The sequence below is a fragment of the Dactylosporangium vinaceum genome, assembly GCF_019904175.1.
GTDB lineage: Bacteria > Actinomycetota > Actinomycetes > Mycobacteriales > Micromonosporaceae > Dactylosporangium > Dactylosporangium vinaceum.
In genome coordinates this window covers 5,454,519-5,469,058 of the sequence record NZ_CP061913.1, presented here as the reverse complement: position 1 = coordinate 5,469,058, position 14,540 = coordinate 5,454,519, and the positions used below count along the sequence as shown (strand labels likewise).

The window sequence follows — 14,540 nt, the reverse complement described above, 5'->3', positions numbered from 1 at the left end:
GCGAGGCCCGACCGCCGGTGATCGTCACCGCCCCGAAACAGGCGAATGAGATTCGCGAATGTTACCGCCCGCAACCGGGTCGTCAAGGGCCGCCGGGCCGCGGCAACCGGCACCGCAGGCTCACGACGGGCCCGGGACCCGGCGTGGTCAGGCCCGGCGGGCGCACTGGCACAGTTGAAACTTTCAGCAGCCAGCGGGCGGTGCCGCCCGGTGCGCACGGCGCCGCGCCAGGCGGGCCGGGAGCCGGCCGGGGTGTTGTGCCGAGGTGGTCACCGCCGTCGCTCGGGGGCTCGGTTGACATCGACAAAGTGAGCGCTAACACTGCCGAATGTATTCGCGAATGTCCGATCGGCTGGCCGCCACCGGTAGATCTCATGGAGGGACAACCGATGCTCGAGCGCACCACCCGACGACGGCGCCTGCCGCTCGTTGCGCTCACCGCCGCGCTGGCCGTCGCCGGCGCCGGGGTGGCCGGGACGCAGTTCGCGTCCGCGGCCACCACCGGCTGCCGGGTGACGTACACCGTCACCAACTCCTGGCCCGGCGGCTTCGGCGCGAACGTCGACGTCACGAACCTCGGCGACCCGGTCAACGGCTGGCGGCTCACCTGGACGTTCACCGCCGGTCAGACCATCACCCAGCTGTGGAACGGCACCGCCTCGCAGTCCGCGGGCGCGGTGACGGTCACCAACGCGTCGTACAACGCCACCATCGCCACCGGTGCCACCACGAGCTTCGGCTTCAACGCGAGCTCGACGGGGTCCAACCCCGCGCCGGCGAGCTTCGCCCTCAACGGCGTCACCTGCACCGGCAGCCCGAGCACGTCCGGGCCGGCGCCCTCGTCGAGCGGCCCGTCGGCGAGCACCTCGCCGAGCGCCTCACCGAGCACGTCGACACCCCCCGCCGGCCAGGGCCCGTGCGACATCTACGCCGCCGGTGGCACGCCCTGCATCGCGGCCCACAGCACCGTGCGCGCCCTCTACGGCTCGTATGCCGGCAACCTGTACCAGATCCGCCGCTCCTCCGACAACACCACCCGCAACATCGGGGTGGTGACCCGCGGCGGTGCGGCGAACGCGGCCGCCCAGGACTCCTTCTGCTCCGGCACGGCCTGCGTGGTCACGATCCTGTTCGACCAGTCCGGGCACGGCAACGACCTGCAGTACCAGGGACCCGGCGGCGCGGGCGGCCAGGACACCCCCGCGAGTGCCACCCGGGAGTCGCTGACCGTCGGCGGCAGCAAGGCGTACTCGCTGTACATCAACCCGGGCAACAGCTACTGGCGCAACGGTTCCGCGTCGGGGGTGCCCACCGGCAGCGCTCCCGAGGGCATGTACATGATCACCAGCGGCACCCACGTCAACGGCGGCTGCTGCTTCGACTACGGCAACAGCGAGACCACGCGCAAGGCCGACGGGGCCGGGGCCATGGACGCCATCTACTTCGGCACGAGCTGCTGGTTCGGCGGCTGCTCCGGCAGCGGTCCGTGGGTGCAGGCCGACCTCGAGTACGGCCTCTACCCGGGTGGCAGCTCCTCCTGGAACCCGAACCAGCGGGCGTTCACGAGCAAGTTCGTCACCGCGATGCTGAAGAACAACGGCACCTCGCGCTTCGCCATCAAGGGCAGCAACGCCCAGTCCGGGAGCCTCACCACGCTCTGGGACGGCGCACTGCCCCGCGGCTACAGCCCCATGCGCAAACAGGGCGCCATCATTCTCGGCAGCGGCGGTGACTGCTGCGCCACCAACACCAACCAGAGCGCCGGCACCTTCTATGAAGGGGCAATGGTTTCGGGGTACCCGTCCGACGCCACCGACAGCGCGGTGCAGGCGAACATCGTCGCCGCCGGATACCGCTGACGGTGCTCCCGACGGACCGGCATCAGCCGGAGCACGTCCGGTCGCGGGTGATCGGTGTGATCACCCGCGACCGCGCCGTGCACGGGGCCGCATCGGCGCTGCTCGGCATCGAACGGGCCGCCCGCATGGGCGGCTACAGCCTGCGGGTCGAGTCGCTGCGCCGCGTCGACCCGCACACGGTGGCGGAGGCCTTCGCGATGCTGGCCCGCCAGTGCGTCGCCGGGGTGATCACGGCGGCCTCGCTGCCGCCGACGGCGCTGCTGCGCCTGCCCGCCGGCATGCCCGTCGTGGCCATCCAGTCCGATGCCGCCGGTGTCATCCCGGCGATCGTCGTCGACCAGGCCGCCGGCGCCCGGGCGGCCGTCGCGCACCTGCTCGGGCTCGGCCACGAGCAGGTCTGGCACGTCGCCGGCGCGAGCGACTGGCCGGAGACGCACAGCCGCGTGGCCGGCTGGCGCGCGGCGCATCGCGCGTTTCGCCGCCCGGCCCCGCCGATGCTCGAGGGCGACTGGAGCGCGCGCTCCGGCTACGCCGCCGGGCTGAGCCTGGCCCGCCGCCGCACCGTGACAGCGGTCTTCGCCGCCAGCGACCAGATGGCCCTCGGCGTCCTGCGCGCCTTCGCCGAGCGCGGCATCCGGGTGCCCGAGGACGTCAGCGTCGTCGGGTTCGACGACATCCCGGAGGCGGCCTACCTGCATCCGCCGCTGACCACGATCCGGCAGAACCACGACGAGATCGGCCGGCGCTGCGTCACGGCGCTGCTGGAGCTGTTCGCCGTGACCCACCACGCCGGGCTGATCGGCCAGGAGCCCGACGGCACCCTGCGGCCGCGCCTGGTGCTGCGCGACACCACCACCCGCGCCGGCAACGGCTGAGCGGGCCACGAGGGGGCTGTCCCCCACGTGACCCGCCCGTCAATCGGTCAGCTGCGCGACCACTTCTGGTTGTTGCCGTTGGTGCAGGTCCACACGATCACCGGGGTGCTGTTGGCCGTCCCGGCACCGCTCGCGTCGAGGCACAGGCCCGACTGGACGTTCGTGACGGTGCCGTTGGCGTTGACGTTCCACTGCTGGGCCGCCTGGCCGGTGCAGTCCGCGATGACCGTCCGCGCGCCCTGGGTGCCGGCGGCGTCGAGGCACTTGGAGCCGTACACCTGCAGCTGCTTTGCCGCAGTGAGCGTCCACTGCTGGTTGGCTTGGCCGTTGCAGTCCCACAGCGCGAGCTGCGTGCCGCTGGTCTGCGACTGGGACGGGACGTCGAGGCAGCGGCCCGCGTTGGCGTTGCGCAGCGGTGCGGTGGCGCCGCCGGTATTGCCGCCGGACACGCCTGCCGCCGCCATCACGGCGCGGGCACCACTTGGCCAGTTGCCGCCGCTGACCACGACCGTGCCGCTGTTGGTGTTGCCGCGCGATCCGGTCGCGATGTTCGTGGTGCTGCTGGTCGTCCAGTTGTTCGTCAGGGTCAGGTTGCCGGTGTTGTTGTTCGCCCAGGCCTGGCTGTACGCCCACGTGCCCACGTTCTCCAGGACGTTGTTCGAGGCGGAGACGTAGCGGGAGCCCTCGTCGAAGTACATGCCGAGCCAGCCGTTGGTGTTGCGGAAGTAGTTCTGCTCGACGGTGGTGCCGGGGCTCGCGGACAGGTGGTAGAACGCGCCGCCGTCGGTCATCTGCTGCACGACGTCGTGGACGAAGTTGGCTGTCACGTGATTGTTGGCCGCGACCGTCGCCGTGGTGTACCGCGGCTGGTAATTGTAGAGCCCGCGGTCGATGTAGTCCTGGCTGCCGCCGGGGTCGTTGGAGCCCCATCCGTAGCCCAGCGCGATACCGGTGTACGGCAGGTTGTAGACCTCGTTGTGCGCGATCGTCGACCCGGCCGTGTAGGTCATGAGCACGCCGGCGTGGCTGCGGTACTCGACCGCCACGTCGTGGATCACGTTGTTGCTGACCGTGATCGCGCTGTTCGTCATGCGCGCGTCGCTCGGGTGGTGCGCGTCGGCCTGGACGCCGCCGACGACTACCGCACCGGCCGACAGCGCGTCGAACGTGTTGCCGGTGACCGTGACGTTCGACGCGCCGAGCCCGACGCCCGTCGCGTTGGCGTTGGCGTCGTTGCCGATCCCGATGCCGACCTGGCCGAGGTTGGTGAACCGGTTGCCGGCGAAGGTGACGGCGTTGGCCGCCGAGACCTGCACCGCGGCCGGCATCTGCCGCCAGCCGGGCCGGGTGGCCTCGAACAGCGGGCAGCCGGACTGGCACGACGTCAGCGCGTCGCCCGGCCGGCTCAGGTTGCCGTACAGGTAGGCGCCGGTCTGCTGGTCGGCGTAGCCCTGCGCGGTGCTGGGCTGCAGCCAGCTGGTGTTGGCGAACTGCAGGCCGCTGAACGACAGGTGGTGCGCCGGCGCGTTGTACGTGCCGCCGACCCGCAGCAGCGACTCCTGGCGCGGCAGCTCCACGTCCGCCGCGTTCACGTCCTGACCGGCCAGCGGCTTGTAGTACAGCGTGCCGGTGCCCGTGTCGAGGTACCACTCCCCCGCGCTGTCGAGGAACTCGCGGGCGTTGACGAGGTACAGCGGCCCGGCCCGGAACGGCTTGCTGAGCGTGTCGTAGCCGAACGTGTTGTTGTTCCAGGCGGGCTGCTGCATCGTGAGGGTGTTGTTCGCGATCGACTGCACGGGCGCGTAGCGGTCGGTGAACGAGTCGACCGACTCGACCTCGACCCGGCTCTTGTTCGCCAGGTTGTTGAGGTACGACAGCGCCCCGTTGGTGAAGCTCATCCCGCTCGTGGAGATGGTGAAGTCGCCCCGGTTGACCTGGGTGCGGGCCCGGGTGGCGATGCGCCCGTCGACGTAGAGCTGGCGGGCGTCGAACCCGGTGCCGACGCTCGCCTTCCAGATGTTCTGCCCGGAGTCGGCGACGGTCCAGCCGGTGACCCGCTGGCCGCCGGAGATGACCGGCTTGGCGCCGGCCGCGGCCTGCCACGACACGGTGTAGCCGTTGGCCCCGGAGTCCGCCGCGCCGAAGGTGAGCGGGGCGGCCAGGGTGTAGGTGCCGCCGGCGAGCTGCACGACGATGTCACCGGTCATCGAAGGTGCCGCCGCCCGGACGGCGGCCTGGGCCTGCGCCAGGGAGCACGGCTGCGCCGCGGTGCAGGCGGTGCCGGAGCCGCTCGGCGACACCGACAGGGTCGTCATGACGGCGGCCGAGGCCGGCGGCGCGAGGGCCGCCAGCGCACCGGCCGCGAGCAGCCCGGCGGCCGCCAGCGTCATTCGTGGTCTGGACATGTCAGCTCCTGGTCCACTGCTGGTTGGCGCCGCCGTTGCAGGCCCAGAGGATGAGCTTGGTGCCGTTGGCGGTGCCGGCGGCGTTGGCGTCGAGGCAGAGCCCGGACTGCACGCCGGTGATGGTGCCGTTGCTGTTGAGGTTCCACTGCTGGTTGGTCTGGCCGTTGCAGTCCCAGATGATGACGGCGGTGCCGTTGGTGGTGCCGCGGTTGTTGGCGTCGAGGCACTTGGTCCCGTACACCTGCAGCTGCTTGCCGCTGGTGGCGGTGAAGCGCTGGTTGGCCTGGCCGTTGCAGTCGTAGAGCTGCGCCGCGGCGCCGTTGGCCGTGGACTGCCCGGTGATATCGACGCACCGGCCGGAGGCCTGGCCCCGGATCTGGCCGCTCGGCTGGTTGCCGCCCGATGCGGACGGCGAGGCGCTCACCGGCGGGCTGGACGGGCCGCCGGTCTGGAACTGGGTGAAGAAGTTCCAGACCACCGGACGGGTCCAGGACCGCTCACCGGGCTCGTAGTCGCCGGCCGAGCCGTCCACCGGGCCGGGCGTGTGCCCGGCGTCGAACGCGGCCCACGCGACCGGGTAGCCCGCGCGGCAGCCGGAGTAGGTGGTCACGATGTGGGTGAGGCTGCCCTGGGCCGGCTCCGGCGGGTTCTGCGGCGTGCAGCCGTTGGCCCGCACGAACGTGTCGCGCAGCGCGCGGCCCTGCGAGATGTTGAGGACCGGGTCACGCAGCCCGTGCAGCCCGATGTAGGCGATCGGCTGGGTGCCGCCGCTGCAGCCGCTGAGCTGGCCGCCGGAGTACACGGCGACGGCCCGGAAGACGCTCGCCCGGGCGCAGGCGATGGCGTAGCTCATCCCGCCGCCGTAGCTGAACCCCGCCGCGAAGAGCTGGGTCGTGTCGATGCACAGCCCGCTCTCGAGCTCGCGCACCATGTCGTCGACGAACGTCAGGTCACGGCCGCCGGAGTTGGCCCAGCCGTTGCCGATGCCCTGCGGCGCCACGAAGATCGTGGTGTTGTTCGACAGGGCCCGCATGCCGTAATAGGACCACGGGTAGCCGCTGGTGCCGCCGCCGTCCACGTCACCGGCGGTGCCGCCGTTCCAGTGGAAGCCGAAGACCAGCCGGTAGGCGTGGTTGACGTCGTAGCTGTCGGGCACCCGCAGGATGTAGGTCCGCCCGGTGCCGCCGCTCTGGATCGTGTGCGTGCCGCTGGCCAGGGTCGCCGCCCGGCCGCAGCCCGCGGTCACCGACGCGTTCGCGTCGGTCGCGCCGCCGGGTCCGCCCTGCAGGACGACGCCCACGGCGGCGAGCACGACGACGGCCACCGCGCAGACCGCCGCGAGCACGGATCGTTGTCTTCTCATGTCAGCTCCTGGTCCACAGCTGGTTGCTGCCGCTGTTGCAGGTCCACAGGATCACCGGGGTGCTGTTGGCCGTCCCGGCGCCGCTCGCGTCGAGGCACAGGCCGGACTGGGCGTTCGTGACACTGCCGTCGGCGTTGAGGTTCCACTGCTGGGTTGCCTGGCCGTTGCAGTCCGAGATGAACGTCCGCGCGTTCTGCGAGGCGGCGGCGTCGAGGCACTTGGAGCCGTACACCTGCAGCTGCTTGGCCGAGGTGAGGGTCCACTGCTGGTTCGCCCCGCCGTTGCAGTCCCACAGCGCGAGCTGGGTGCCGTTGGTCTGCGACTGGGACGGGACGTCGAGGCAGCGCCCCGCGTTGAGGTTGCGCAGCGGGGCCGTGGCGCCGCCGCCGGTGGGGCCGCCCGACCCGGCCACGACGGAGAGGTTGTCGAACTGGGCTGTCACACCCTGGCCGGTGCCGAAGCCGACCTGGCCGGAGCCGTAGGAGCCGTCGGTGAGGGTGGCGACGGTGGTGCCGTCGATGCCGGCGGTGATCGTGCTGCCCGAGAAGCCCAGGGAGAGCTTGTGCCAGCTGTTCAGGCCCGGTGCGGCGACGCTGCCGCTGCGCAGGGTGGTCACCGTGCCGCCCGTGCTGTTGCGCAGGATCGACCAGGACCCGCCGTCGGTGACCCGCAGGTAGTAGGCGTTCTGGCGGCTGATGGGGTCGAGGTTCTGGCTGCCGACGCGCCCTTCGAGCTGCACGTAGCCGGACTTCTCCAGCAGCGCGTCGGCCGAGACGGTGTAGTTGGACCAGGTCAGGCCGCCGCCGTAGGTGCTCGGGTCGGCGAGGGTCTTCCAGGTGATCGGGGCCTGGGGCGAGGCCTGGCGCAGGCACACGCCGGAGCGGCCGCCCCCGCACGTGGCGGTCTCGAACGCGCCCTGCATGTCCTGGAGGTACTTCGGCAGCTTGCCGGTGGCGTAGCCGTCGAAGTCGTCGCTGTAGGGCAGCCCGAGCGCACCCTGGGCCGGGGCGGTCGCGGTGCCCTTACCCTGGCCGGTCGTGGTGGTGATGGAGTACAGGTAGCCGGGCTGGACGGTCAGCGAGTACGCGCCGCCGGACGGGGTGATGTCGGCGGCGTGGCGGAACTGGTCGGCGGCGTTGCTCGAGTTGAGGTTCGTCGACCAGACGTGGACGGCACCGGTGGACAGCCCGCCGGCGACGGTGAAGTTGAGCGTCTGCGCGGCGCTCGCGTCCATGGTCTCGATGATCGTGCTGTAGTCGGTGTTGTTCGTCGACTTCAGGCTCACGTAGCTGCCGTTGTTGCGGTTGCCGCCGATGAAGCCGCTGGAGGAGTCGAGGTACTTCCAGCCCGGCGCGGTGAACTGGGTGGTGTGGGCCAGGGCCCAGGTGTTCTTGCCGACCGCGTACCAGCCCGACCACGGCTGGTTGGCCAGCACCAGGCCGACGGTCGCCCACGGCACGTTGGGCGTGACCGCGGCGATCAGGTCCCAGTTGAGGTAGGCGGTCATCCGGCCGTCGACGTAGCCGCGGTTGATGCCGCGGGCGAGCGGCTTCGCGCCGTCGTTGTAGTCCTGCGAGCCGCCCTCGCTGTTCCACAGCGTCTCACCGGTGTTGGTGGCGGTGGCCGGCACCGTGCACGTCGTCTGCGCGCTGAGGTAGCCGCACACGTAGTGGGCGCTGAGCACGTCGATGGCGTTGCGCAGGTTCGCGTTGCTCGCGACCGCGTTGGCCGGCCCCCAGCTGCCCGGGTAGTCGTCGCCGTAGATGAGCTTCACGCCGCTGTACCCGTTGGCGTTGAGCGCGCTGCGCAGGCTGATCGTCCAGTTGGCGTCGGTGCGCTTCTCGTTCTGGGCCGCGGTGAGGTAGTCGATGGTGAGGTTGTGCTGCTTCGCGCAGCCCAGCCAGGAGATCAGATAGTCGATCATGTCGGTGGACATGATGTTGCCGTTGCCGATCCAGCCGGGCGCGCCCCAGGCCAGCCCGGCCAGCTTGATGCCGGGGTTGCGGGCCTTGGCCTGCTCCATGATCCACCACTCGTAGCCGCGGTTGCAGTTCAGGTCGCCGCGGAAGTGCGCGTGGCTGGGCTCGGAGCCGCTGGTGGAGTTGGTGTCGCCGCCGATCTCGACCTTGAGGATCTGCAGCGCGGCGCCGTAGCCGGGGCTGAACAGGTAGTCGAGGATCTGGCCGCGCTGCGGCTCCGGGTAGTCGATCAGCAGCCGGCTGTTGCCGCCGCCGCCGCTGACCGCGCCGACCCCGTCGAAGGTCTTGCCACCGGAGGAGCCGTTGACGGTGATGGAGGTGGCGGCCGCGGCGGGCCCGGCGGTGGCCACGACGAAGCCGGCCGCGGCCAGCAGCAGGCCGGTCAGTGCGGCACGAATTCTCATGCGATGCTCCATTGGTTGTTGGTGCTGCCGTTGGGCGCCCACAGCACGACGGTCGAGCCGGCCGTGGTGTTGCCGGCGCCGTCCAGGGCGGTGCCGGTGCCGCGGTTGATGATCTGGTAGCGGCCGTTGCCGACGCTGTTGAGCCGCCACTGCTGGTTGTTGCCGCCGTTCCAGGGCGACTGCATGGCGTTCGCGCCGTTGGCGGTGTTGCCCCAGCTGTCGGCGACCATCCCGTTGGTGCGGTTGACGATGCGGACGTAGCCGGTGCCGAGGTCGACGATCTGCCACTGCAGGTTGTTGCTGCCGTCCCAGTTCCACTGCTTGAGCACGGAGCCGGAGGCGACGCTGCCGCCGCTGTCGAGCACCAGGCCGGTGGTGGCGTTGGTGATGCGGACCCAGCCGGTGCCGGTCCCGCCGCCCGTGCCGAGGGCCGGAATCTGGCCGGAGAACGTCAGCCGGACCACGTAGGCGCCGGCGCTGTAGGGTGCGCTCGCCGAGGGCATCGTGATGTGCAGGCCCGAGCCGTCCTGGCTGCGGGTCGGCAGGTTGATGGCGGTGCCGGAGGTCGAGCCGAGCAGCTCCACGGCGCTGAGCGTGCTCAGGTTGATCCGGTTGGCGTTCAGCGTCGTGATGTGCAGGGTGCTGCCGGGCCAGCCCAGGACTGTGGCGTACAGGACCCGGCTGTCCTTGCTGCGGGTGAACCGGATGTCCTGGGCGGTGCCGGTGCGCGGGGTCTGGAAGGAGCCGCCGCCCATCTGGGTGGGGCCCTCACCGAACACGCTCCAGGCCCGGGTCGCATACACCGACTCACCGAAGCGCTTGAGGTGATCGCCGATCGCGAGCAGGATGCTGCGCTGACCGGAGGGGATGGTGCCGTCGGCCATCGGGGCGATGTTGAGCACCATGGTGCCGTTCTTGCTGACCCGGTCCAGCAGGGCGTGCAGCAGCGCGGTGGCCGGGTAGTAGCCGATGCCGGCGGTGTAGCACCAGCTGGAGCTCGAGACGCTGTCGTCGGTGAGCCAGTACGGCGACTGGATGTCGGCCGGGCCGCCGCGCTCGAAGTCGTAGACCTCGCCGCGGTTGTTGAAGCCGTCCTTGTAGGTGGCGGCCACGTCCTTGTTCCAGGCCACCGCGCGGTTGTAGTAGTACGACAGGAAGTTCAGCCGCTGCGCCTCGCTGATCTGGCCGAGGTTGAAGTCCTGGAAGATGATGTCGGGCTGGTAGCCGTCGATGACCTCGCGGAGCTTGTCGTACCACAGCTGCTGCTCGGCCGCGCCGAGCTGGCCGTAGAGCTTGCGCAGGCTCGCGTCGGACTGCTGGGGCACCCACTGGTAGTAGCCGGTGAAGTTGTACGCGTGGTGCAGCGAGACGTACAGCCGCAGGCCCTTGGCCCGGATGGCGTCGGCGTGCAGCCGCAGCAGGTCCAGGCGCGGCCCTTTGGCGACCGAGTTCCACTCGTTGACGCTGCTGTTCCACATGGAGAAGCCGTCGTGGTGCTCGGCCACCGGCCCGGCGAACTTCGCGCCCGCGTCGGCGAAGAGCTGGGCCCACTCGTCCGGGTCGAAGTTGCCGCCGGCGGCGCGCAGCTTGGGCGCGAACTGCACGAAGTTGCCGGCCTTGTCCCGGGCCCCGTTGATGAAGTTGTGGTACGGCCACACTGACGGGTCGCCGTAGACGGCCTTGTGGTGGTTGTTCTCGTTCGAGCCGCTGTTGTACATGTTGCGCGGGTACCACTCGCTGGCGTAGGCGGGCACGCTGAAGGCGCCCCAGTGGTAGTAGATGCCGAACTTGGCGTCCTGGAACCATTCGGGCGCGGGCGGGTGCTGGTCGACCGACGACCAGGCCGCGGTGTAGCTCTGCGGGCCGGCGGTGGCCCACACGACACCGGGCCGCGTGAGCCCGGCAGCGGCTGCCGCGGCGCCGGCCGCGATCAGCAGCCTGCGCCGGGACAGGGGCGAGGAGGACATGGCGGGACCTCTCTGTGGACGATGGAGTCATACGTCATACGTGTGGAGCGTGGCAAAAAGGTGGCCGCAGGCAGGTGTCGCCTGCGGCCACCGCGCGGTCAGCGTTGCAGGGTGAGCACACCCGGGCGGTACGGCAGCAGACCGTAGTCGCCGCCCGAGCTCGGGGAGCGGCCCTGGTAGAGCAGCTGCAGGTTGCAGGGGTCGATGGTCTTGGTCTGGTCCGGGTTGGTCCGGACCAGGTCACCGTGGCTGATGTCGTTGGTCCAGGTCGCGCCGCTGTTGGCCTTGCCCGCGAACGGGTTGGACTCGCTGGCCGCCTGCGGGGTCCAGGACCCGCTCAGGCTGGAGGACGTGAACGAGCGGAAGTAGCGGCCCTGGCTGCCGATCGCCTCGACGATCATCAGGTACTGGTTCTGGCCCTGGACCTTGTAGACCTCGACGGCCTCGAAGAGGTTGTTCGTCGAGTCGCTCATGACCTGGGTGTAGCTGGAGCCGAAGCTGCCGGGGAAGTTCCCGATCGGCATGCTGGCCCGGTAGATCTTGCCGTTGTCACCGGCGAAGAACAGGTACATGTTCTGACCGTCACCGATCAGCGTCTGGTCGATCGGCCCGGTCCCGGAGCCGGAGATGCTGCCCGTGAACAGCGTCTGCTGCGCCGACCACCCGTTGGCGTTGGACGGGTCACTGGACGTGCGGTACGAGAACGCCGTCCCACCCCACTGATACGTCAGCACCCAGATGTTCTTCGGCGCAAAGTAGAACAACGTCGGCGCCACCGCGTTGAAGTTCATCTTGTTCTGGCTCGCCGAGCCCATGTCGGACCAGTTGGTGAACAGGCCGAAGTTCATCGACCCCCACGTGGAGCCGGTGTCGTGGGTGGTGGCGTAGACCAGGTGCTTGCCGTTGTAGACGACGTTGGTGAAGTCCTTCAGCGACGCCCAGCCCGACTTGGGCGTCGCGAGGGCGCCCGTCGAGGACCACCGGTACGACGACGGCAGCGAGCAGGTGCCGCCGCCCGTGCTGCCCGGTGTGGTCGGCGTGGTGGTGCCGACCCGGACGAGCTGCCACTGCTGGTTGGTGCCGCCCCAGTCGCTGTACTGCACGACCGCTCCACCGTCGGCGGTGGAGGCGCCCTGCACCTCGACGGCCTTGCTGGAGTTGCGGTTGATCAGCCGGACGTAGCCGCTGTCGGAGTCGGCCAGCCGGAACTGCTGGTTGGTGCCGTTGCCGTCGGTCCACTGCACGATCTTGGCGGAGTCCGCGGTGGACAGGTTGTACACGTCCAGGACCTTGCCGGAGTGCCGGGCCTTGAGCCGGTAGTAGCCGCCGCCGGAGTCGACGAACTGCCACTGCTGGTTCTGCCCGCCCGACTGCGCGTACTGCTGGATGCAGGCGCCGTCCGTGGTGGCGGAGCCGCAGACGTCGAGTGCCTTGCCGGAGTTGCGGTTGACGAGGGTGTACCACGCCGAGGTGTCGACGGTCGCCGCCGAGGCGGATGTCGCATTGATCGCGACAACCACCCCCGCGGCCACGACCGCCGCCGCCAGCGCGGCGCCGAACGCTTTCCTGTGCACAGAGAACTCCTAAACGGACTGGGTGAACGAGCGCACGGTGACGGCGCCACCGAGCGATCTTGTGGCGTAGTTGAAGACGGCGTAGCGGTAGCCCATGAAGAACTGCCAGGCGTTGTTGAGCGTGAACGCCGGCCCCAGCGCGATGAAGTTGGTGCCGTCAGTGCTGTAGGAGAATCGGGCCTGCCGCCCGGACCCGGGCCGGATGTCGGCGGTGGCGCGCAGCCAGATCCGGCCGCCGGAGACGTTGGCCGCGGCGGCCACGGTGCCCGTGCCGGTGGTGTTCCAGCTGCCGTCCATGGTCAGGCCGTTCACCATGGTGACGCGGGCGGCGCCGTTGTCACGCTGGATGCCGATCCACGCCGAGGAGTCCCGCAGCATCGCCAGCCCGGATCGGTCTCCGTCGGCCATCGCCGAGTAGTCCAGCTCGACGGTCGCCGTCGACGACGGGCCCTGGATGCGCTGGGTCAGGGTGTTGCGGGCGTTGTACAGGTCGCCGGTCACGGTCGCGGTCTGCAGCCGCAGCCCGCTGCCGGTCGACCACTTGGTGTTGTCGGGGTTGTGGTTCCACTCCCACTGCGGCCCGAGTCCGGTCCCGGTGAACGTGTCGGTGCCGATCATCGGCTTGACGGTCTTCGTGGTGGTGATGTTCGGCTTCGGGTAGTTCACGCCCCAGGCGCCGTTGACGGTCTGCAGCACCGGCCAGTCGCCGCTCCAGGAGATCGGCGCGAGCGTCGGCACCCGGCCACCCGGGTAGGCGTCGGTGAACGCCATGTAGTACCAGTCACCGTTCTGGGTCTGCACGAGGCCGCCCTGGTGCGGCACGCCGCCGCCGGAGATCGGGCCGGGCGTGTTCAGCAGGACCTGGCGCTGCTCGTACGGCCCCCACGGGCTGGTCGAGCGCAGCACGTACTGCCCGTTGGCCGGCCGGGTCACCCAGATGTAGTAGTAGTTGCCCCGCTTGTACATGCGGGACCCCTCCAGGGTGCCGATGCTCGACGGGGTCTGGTACACCGTCTGCGAGCGCACCTCCGAGGTCAGGTCCGACGACAGCTGGGCCACGCTGATGGTGGTGTTGCCGTAGGCGACGTACGGGGTGTCGTTGTCGAAGAGCAGGCCGGCGTCGTAGTAGCACTTGTTGATCCGGGCCTTCTTCGACCAGCCGCTGTCGATCGACGTCGAGCTGTACACGTAGGTGCGGTTGAACTCCGTGCAGCCCAGCCAGTAGAACGTGCTGTTGCTGCTGCGGTAGTTCAGCGCCGAGGCCCAGATGCCCTTGACGTAGGCCCGCCCGCCGCTGAGGTTGTAGGCGTTGGAGTCGAAGTCGAGGTTGGGCACCGAGTGCCCGGCGTACTCCCAGTTGACCAGGTCGTAGGAGCGCAGGATCGGCGCGCCCGGCGAGTAGTGCATGGTCGAGGCGGAGTAGTAGTAGGTGTCGCCGACCCGGATGATGTCGCCGTCGGCGAAGTCCTGCCATATCACCGGGTTCGTGAACTGCCCGGTCGGGCCCGGCGTCGTCGGCCCCGGCGTGGTCGGCGTCGGGCTGGTCCCGCCGCCGTCGGCCCGCACGAGCTGCCACTGCTGGTTGGTGCCGCCCCAGTCGTTGTACTGCACGATGTTGCCCCCGTCGGCCGTGGAGGCGTTCTGGACCTCGACGGCCTTGCCGCTGTTGCGGTTGAGCAGGCGCACGTAGCCGCCGTCGGAGTCGGCCAGGCGGAACTGCTGGTTGACGCCGTTGCCGTCGGACCACTGCACGATGCTCGCGCCGTCGGCGGTGGAGAGGTTGTACACGTCGAGGACCTTGCCCGACAGGCGCGACTTCAGCCGGTAGTAGCCGCCGCCGGAGTCGACGAACTGCCACTGCTGGTTGGTCCCGTTGTTGCGGGTCCACTGGGTGATGCGGGCGCCGTCGTTCGTCGCCGAGTTGTACACGTCGATCGCCTTGCCGCTGTTGCGGTTGACGAGGGTGTACCACGCGGTCGTGTCGACCGTGGCCGCGGAGGCCGGTGCGATGTGCAGTGCGACCGCACCGCCCGCGGCCAGCGCGAGCGCGGTGGCGAAGATGGTCGCGGCCCTGCGTCTCAATGTCATGGGTGAATCCCTTCGGATGGGACGGG

Annotated in this window: 8 protein-coding genes; 2 read left to right on the top strand and 6 right to left on the bottom strand. The window is 70.1% G+C overall.

What is annotated here, in order from left to right:
- Positions 1-389: 389 nt before the first annotated feature.
- On the top strand, positions 390-1,859 hold the full coding sequence (locus Dvina_RS24425) for an arabinofuranosidase catalytic domain-containing protein (protein WP_223104782.1): 1,470 nt from the start codon (positions 390-392) through the stop codon (positions 1,857-1,859).
- Positions 1,860-1,915: 56 nt separating this feature from the next.
- Positions 1,916-2,734: a substrate-binding domain-containing protein gene (locus Dvina_RS24420; protein WP_223104781.1), complete on the top strand. Its 819-nt coding sequence runs from the start codon at positions 1,916-1,918 to the stop codon at positions 2,732-2,734.
- A 47-nt stretch (positions 2,735-2,781) separates the two neighbouring features.
- Here Dvina_RS24420 and Dvina_RS24415 read toward each other — a convergent pair whose 3' ends face one another.
- The 6 genes from Dvina_RS24415 to Dvina_RS24390 all read right to left on the bottom strand — a co-directional run bounded on the left by Dvina_RS24415 (position 2,782) and on the right by Dvina_RS24390 (position 14,514).
- Positions 2,782-5,139: a ricin-type beta-trefoil lectin domain protein gene (locus Dvina_RS24415; RefSeq protein WP_223104780.1), complete on the bottom strand. Its 2,358-nt coding sequence runs from the start codon at positions 5,137-5,139 to the stop codon at positions 2,782-2,784.
- 1 nt (position 5,140) lies between these two features.
- Complete coding sequence (locus tag Dvina_RS24410) at positions 5,141-6,502, bottom strand: lectin (protein WP_223104779.1); 1,362 nt, start codon at positions 6,500-6,502, stop codon at positions 5,141-5,143.
- 1 nt (position 6,503) lies between these two features.
- On the bottom strand, positions 6,504-8,885 hold the full coding sequence (locus Dvina_RS24405) for a ricin-type beta-trefoil lectin domain protein (protein WP_246656411.1): 2,382 nt from the start codon (positions 8,883-8,885) through the stop codon (positions 6,504-6,506).
- Positions 8,882-10,852, bottom strand: a complete 1,971-nt coding sequence (locus Dvina_RS24400; RefSeq protein ID WP_223104777.1) for an alpha-L-fucosidase — start codon at positions 10,850-10,852, stop codon at positions 8,882-8,884. The genes Dvina_RS24405 and Dvina_RS24400 overlap by 4 nt, the downstream gene beginning before the upstream one ends.
- 98 nt (positions 10,853-10,950) lie before the next feature.
- Entirely contained in the window at positions 10,951-12,426 is a 1,476-nt protein-coding gene (locus Dvina_RS24395; RefSeq protein WP_246656410.1) for a non-reducing end alpha-L-arabinofuranosidase family hydrolase, read from the bottom strand.
- A 9-nt stretch (positions 12,427-12,435) separates the two neighbouring features.
- Positions 12,436-14,514: an RICIN domain-containing protein gene (locus Dvina_RS24390; RefSeq protein WP_223104776.1), complete on the bottom strand. Its 2,079-nt coding sequence runs from the start codon at positions 14,512-14,514 to the stop codon at positions 12,436-12,438.
- Between the last annotated feature and the right edge of the window lie 26 nt (positions 14,515-14,540).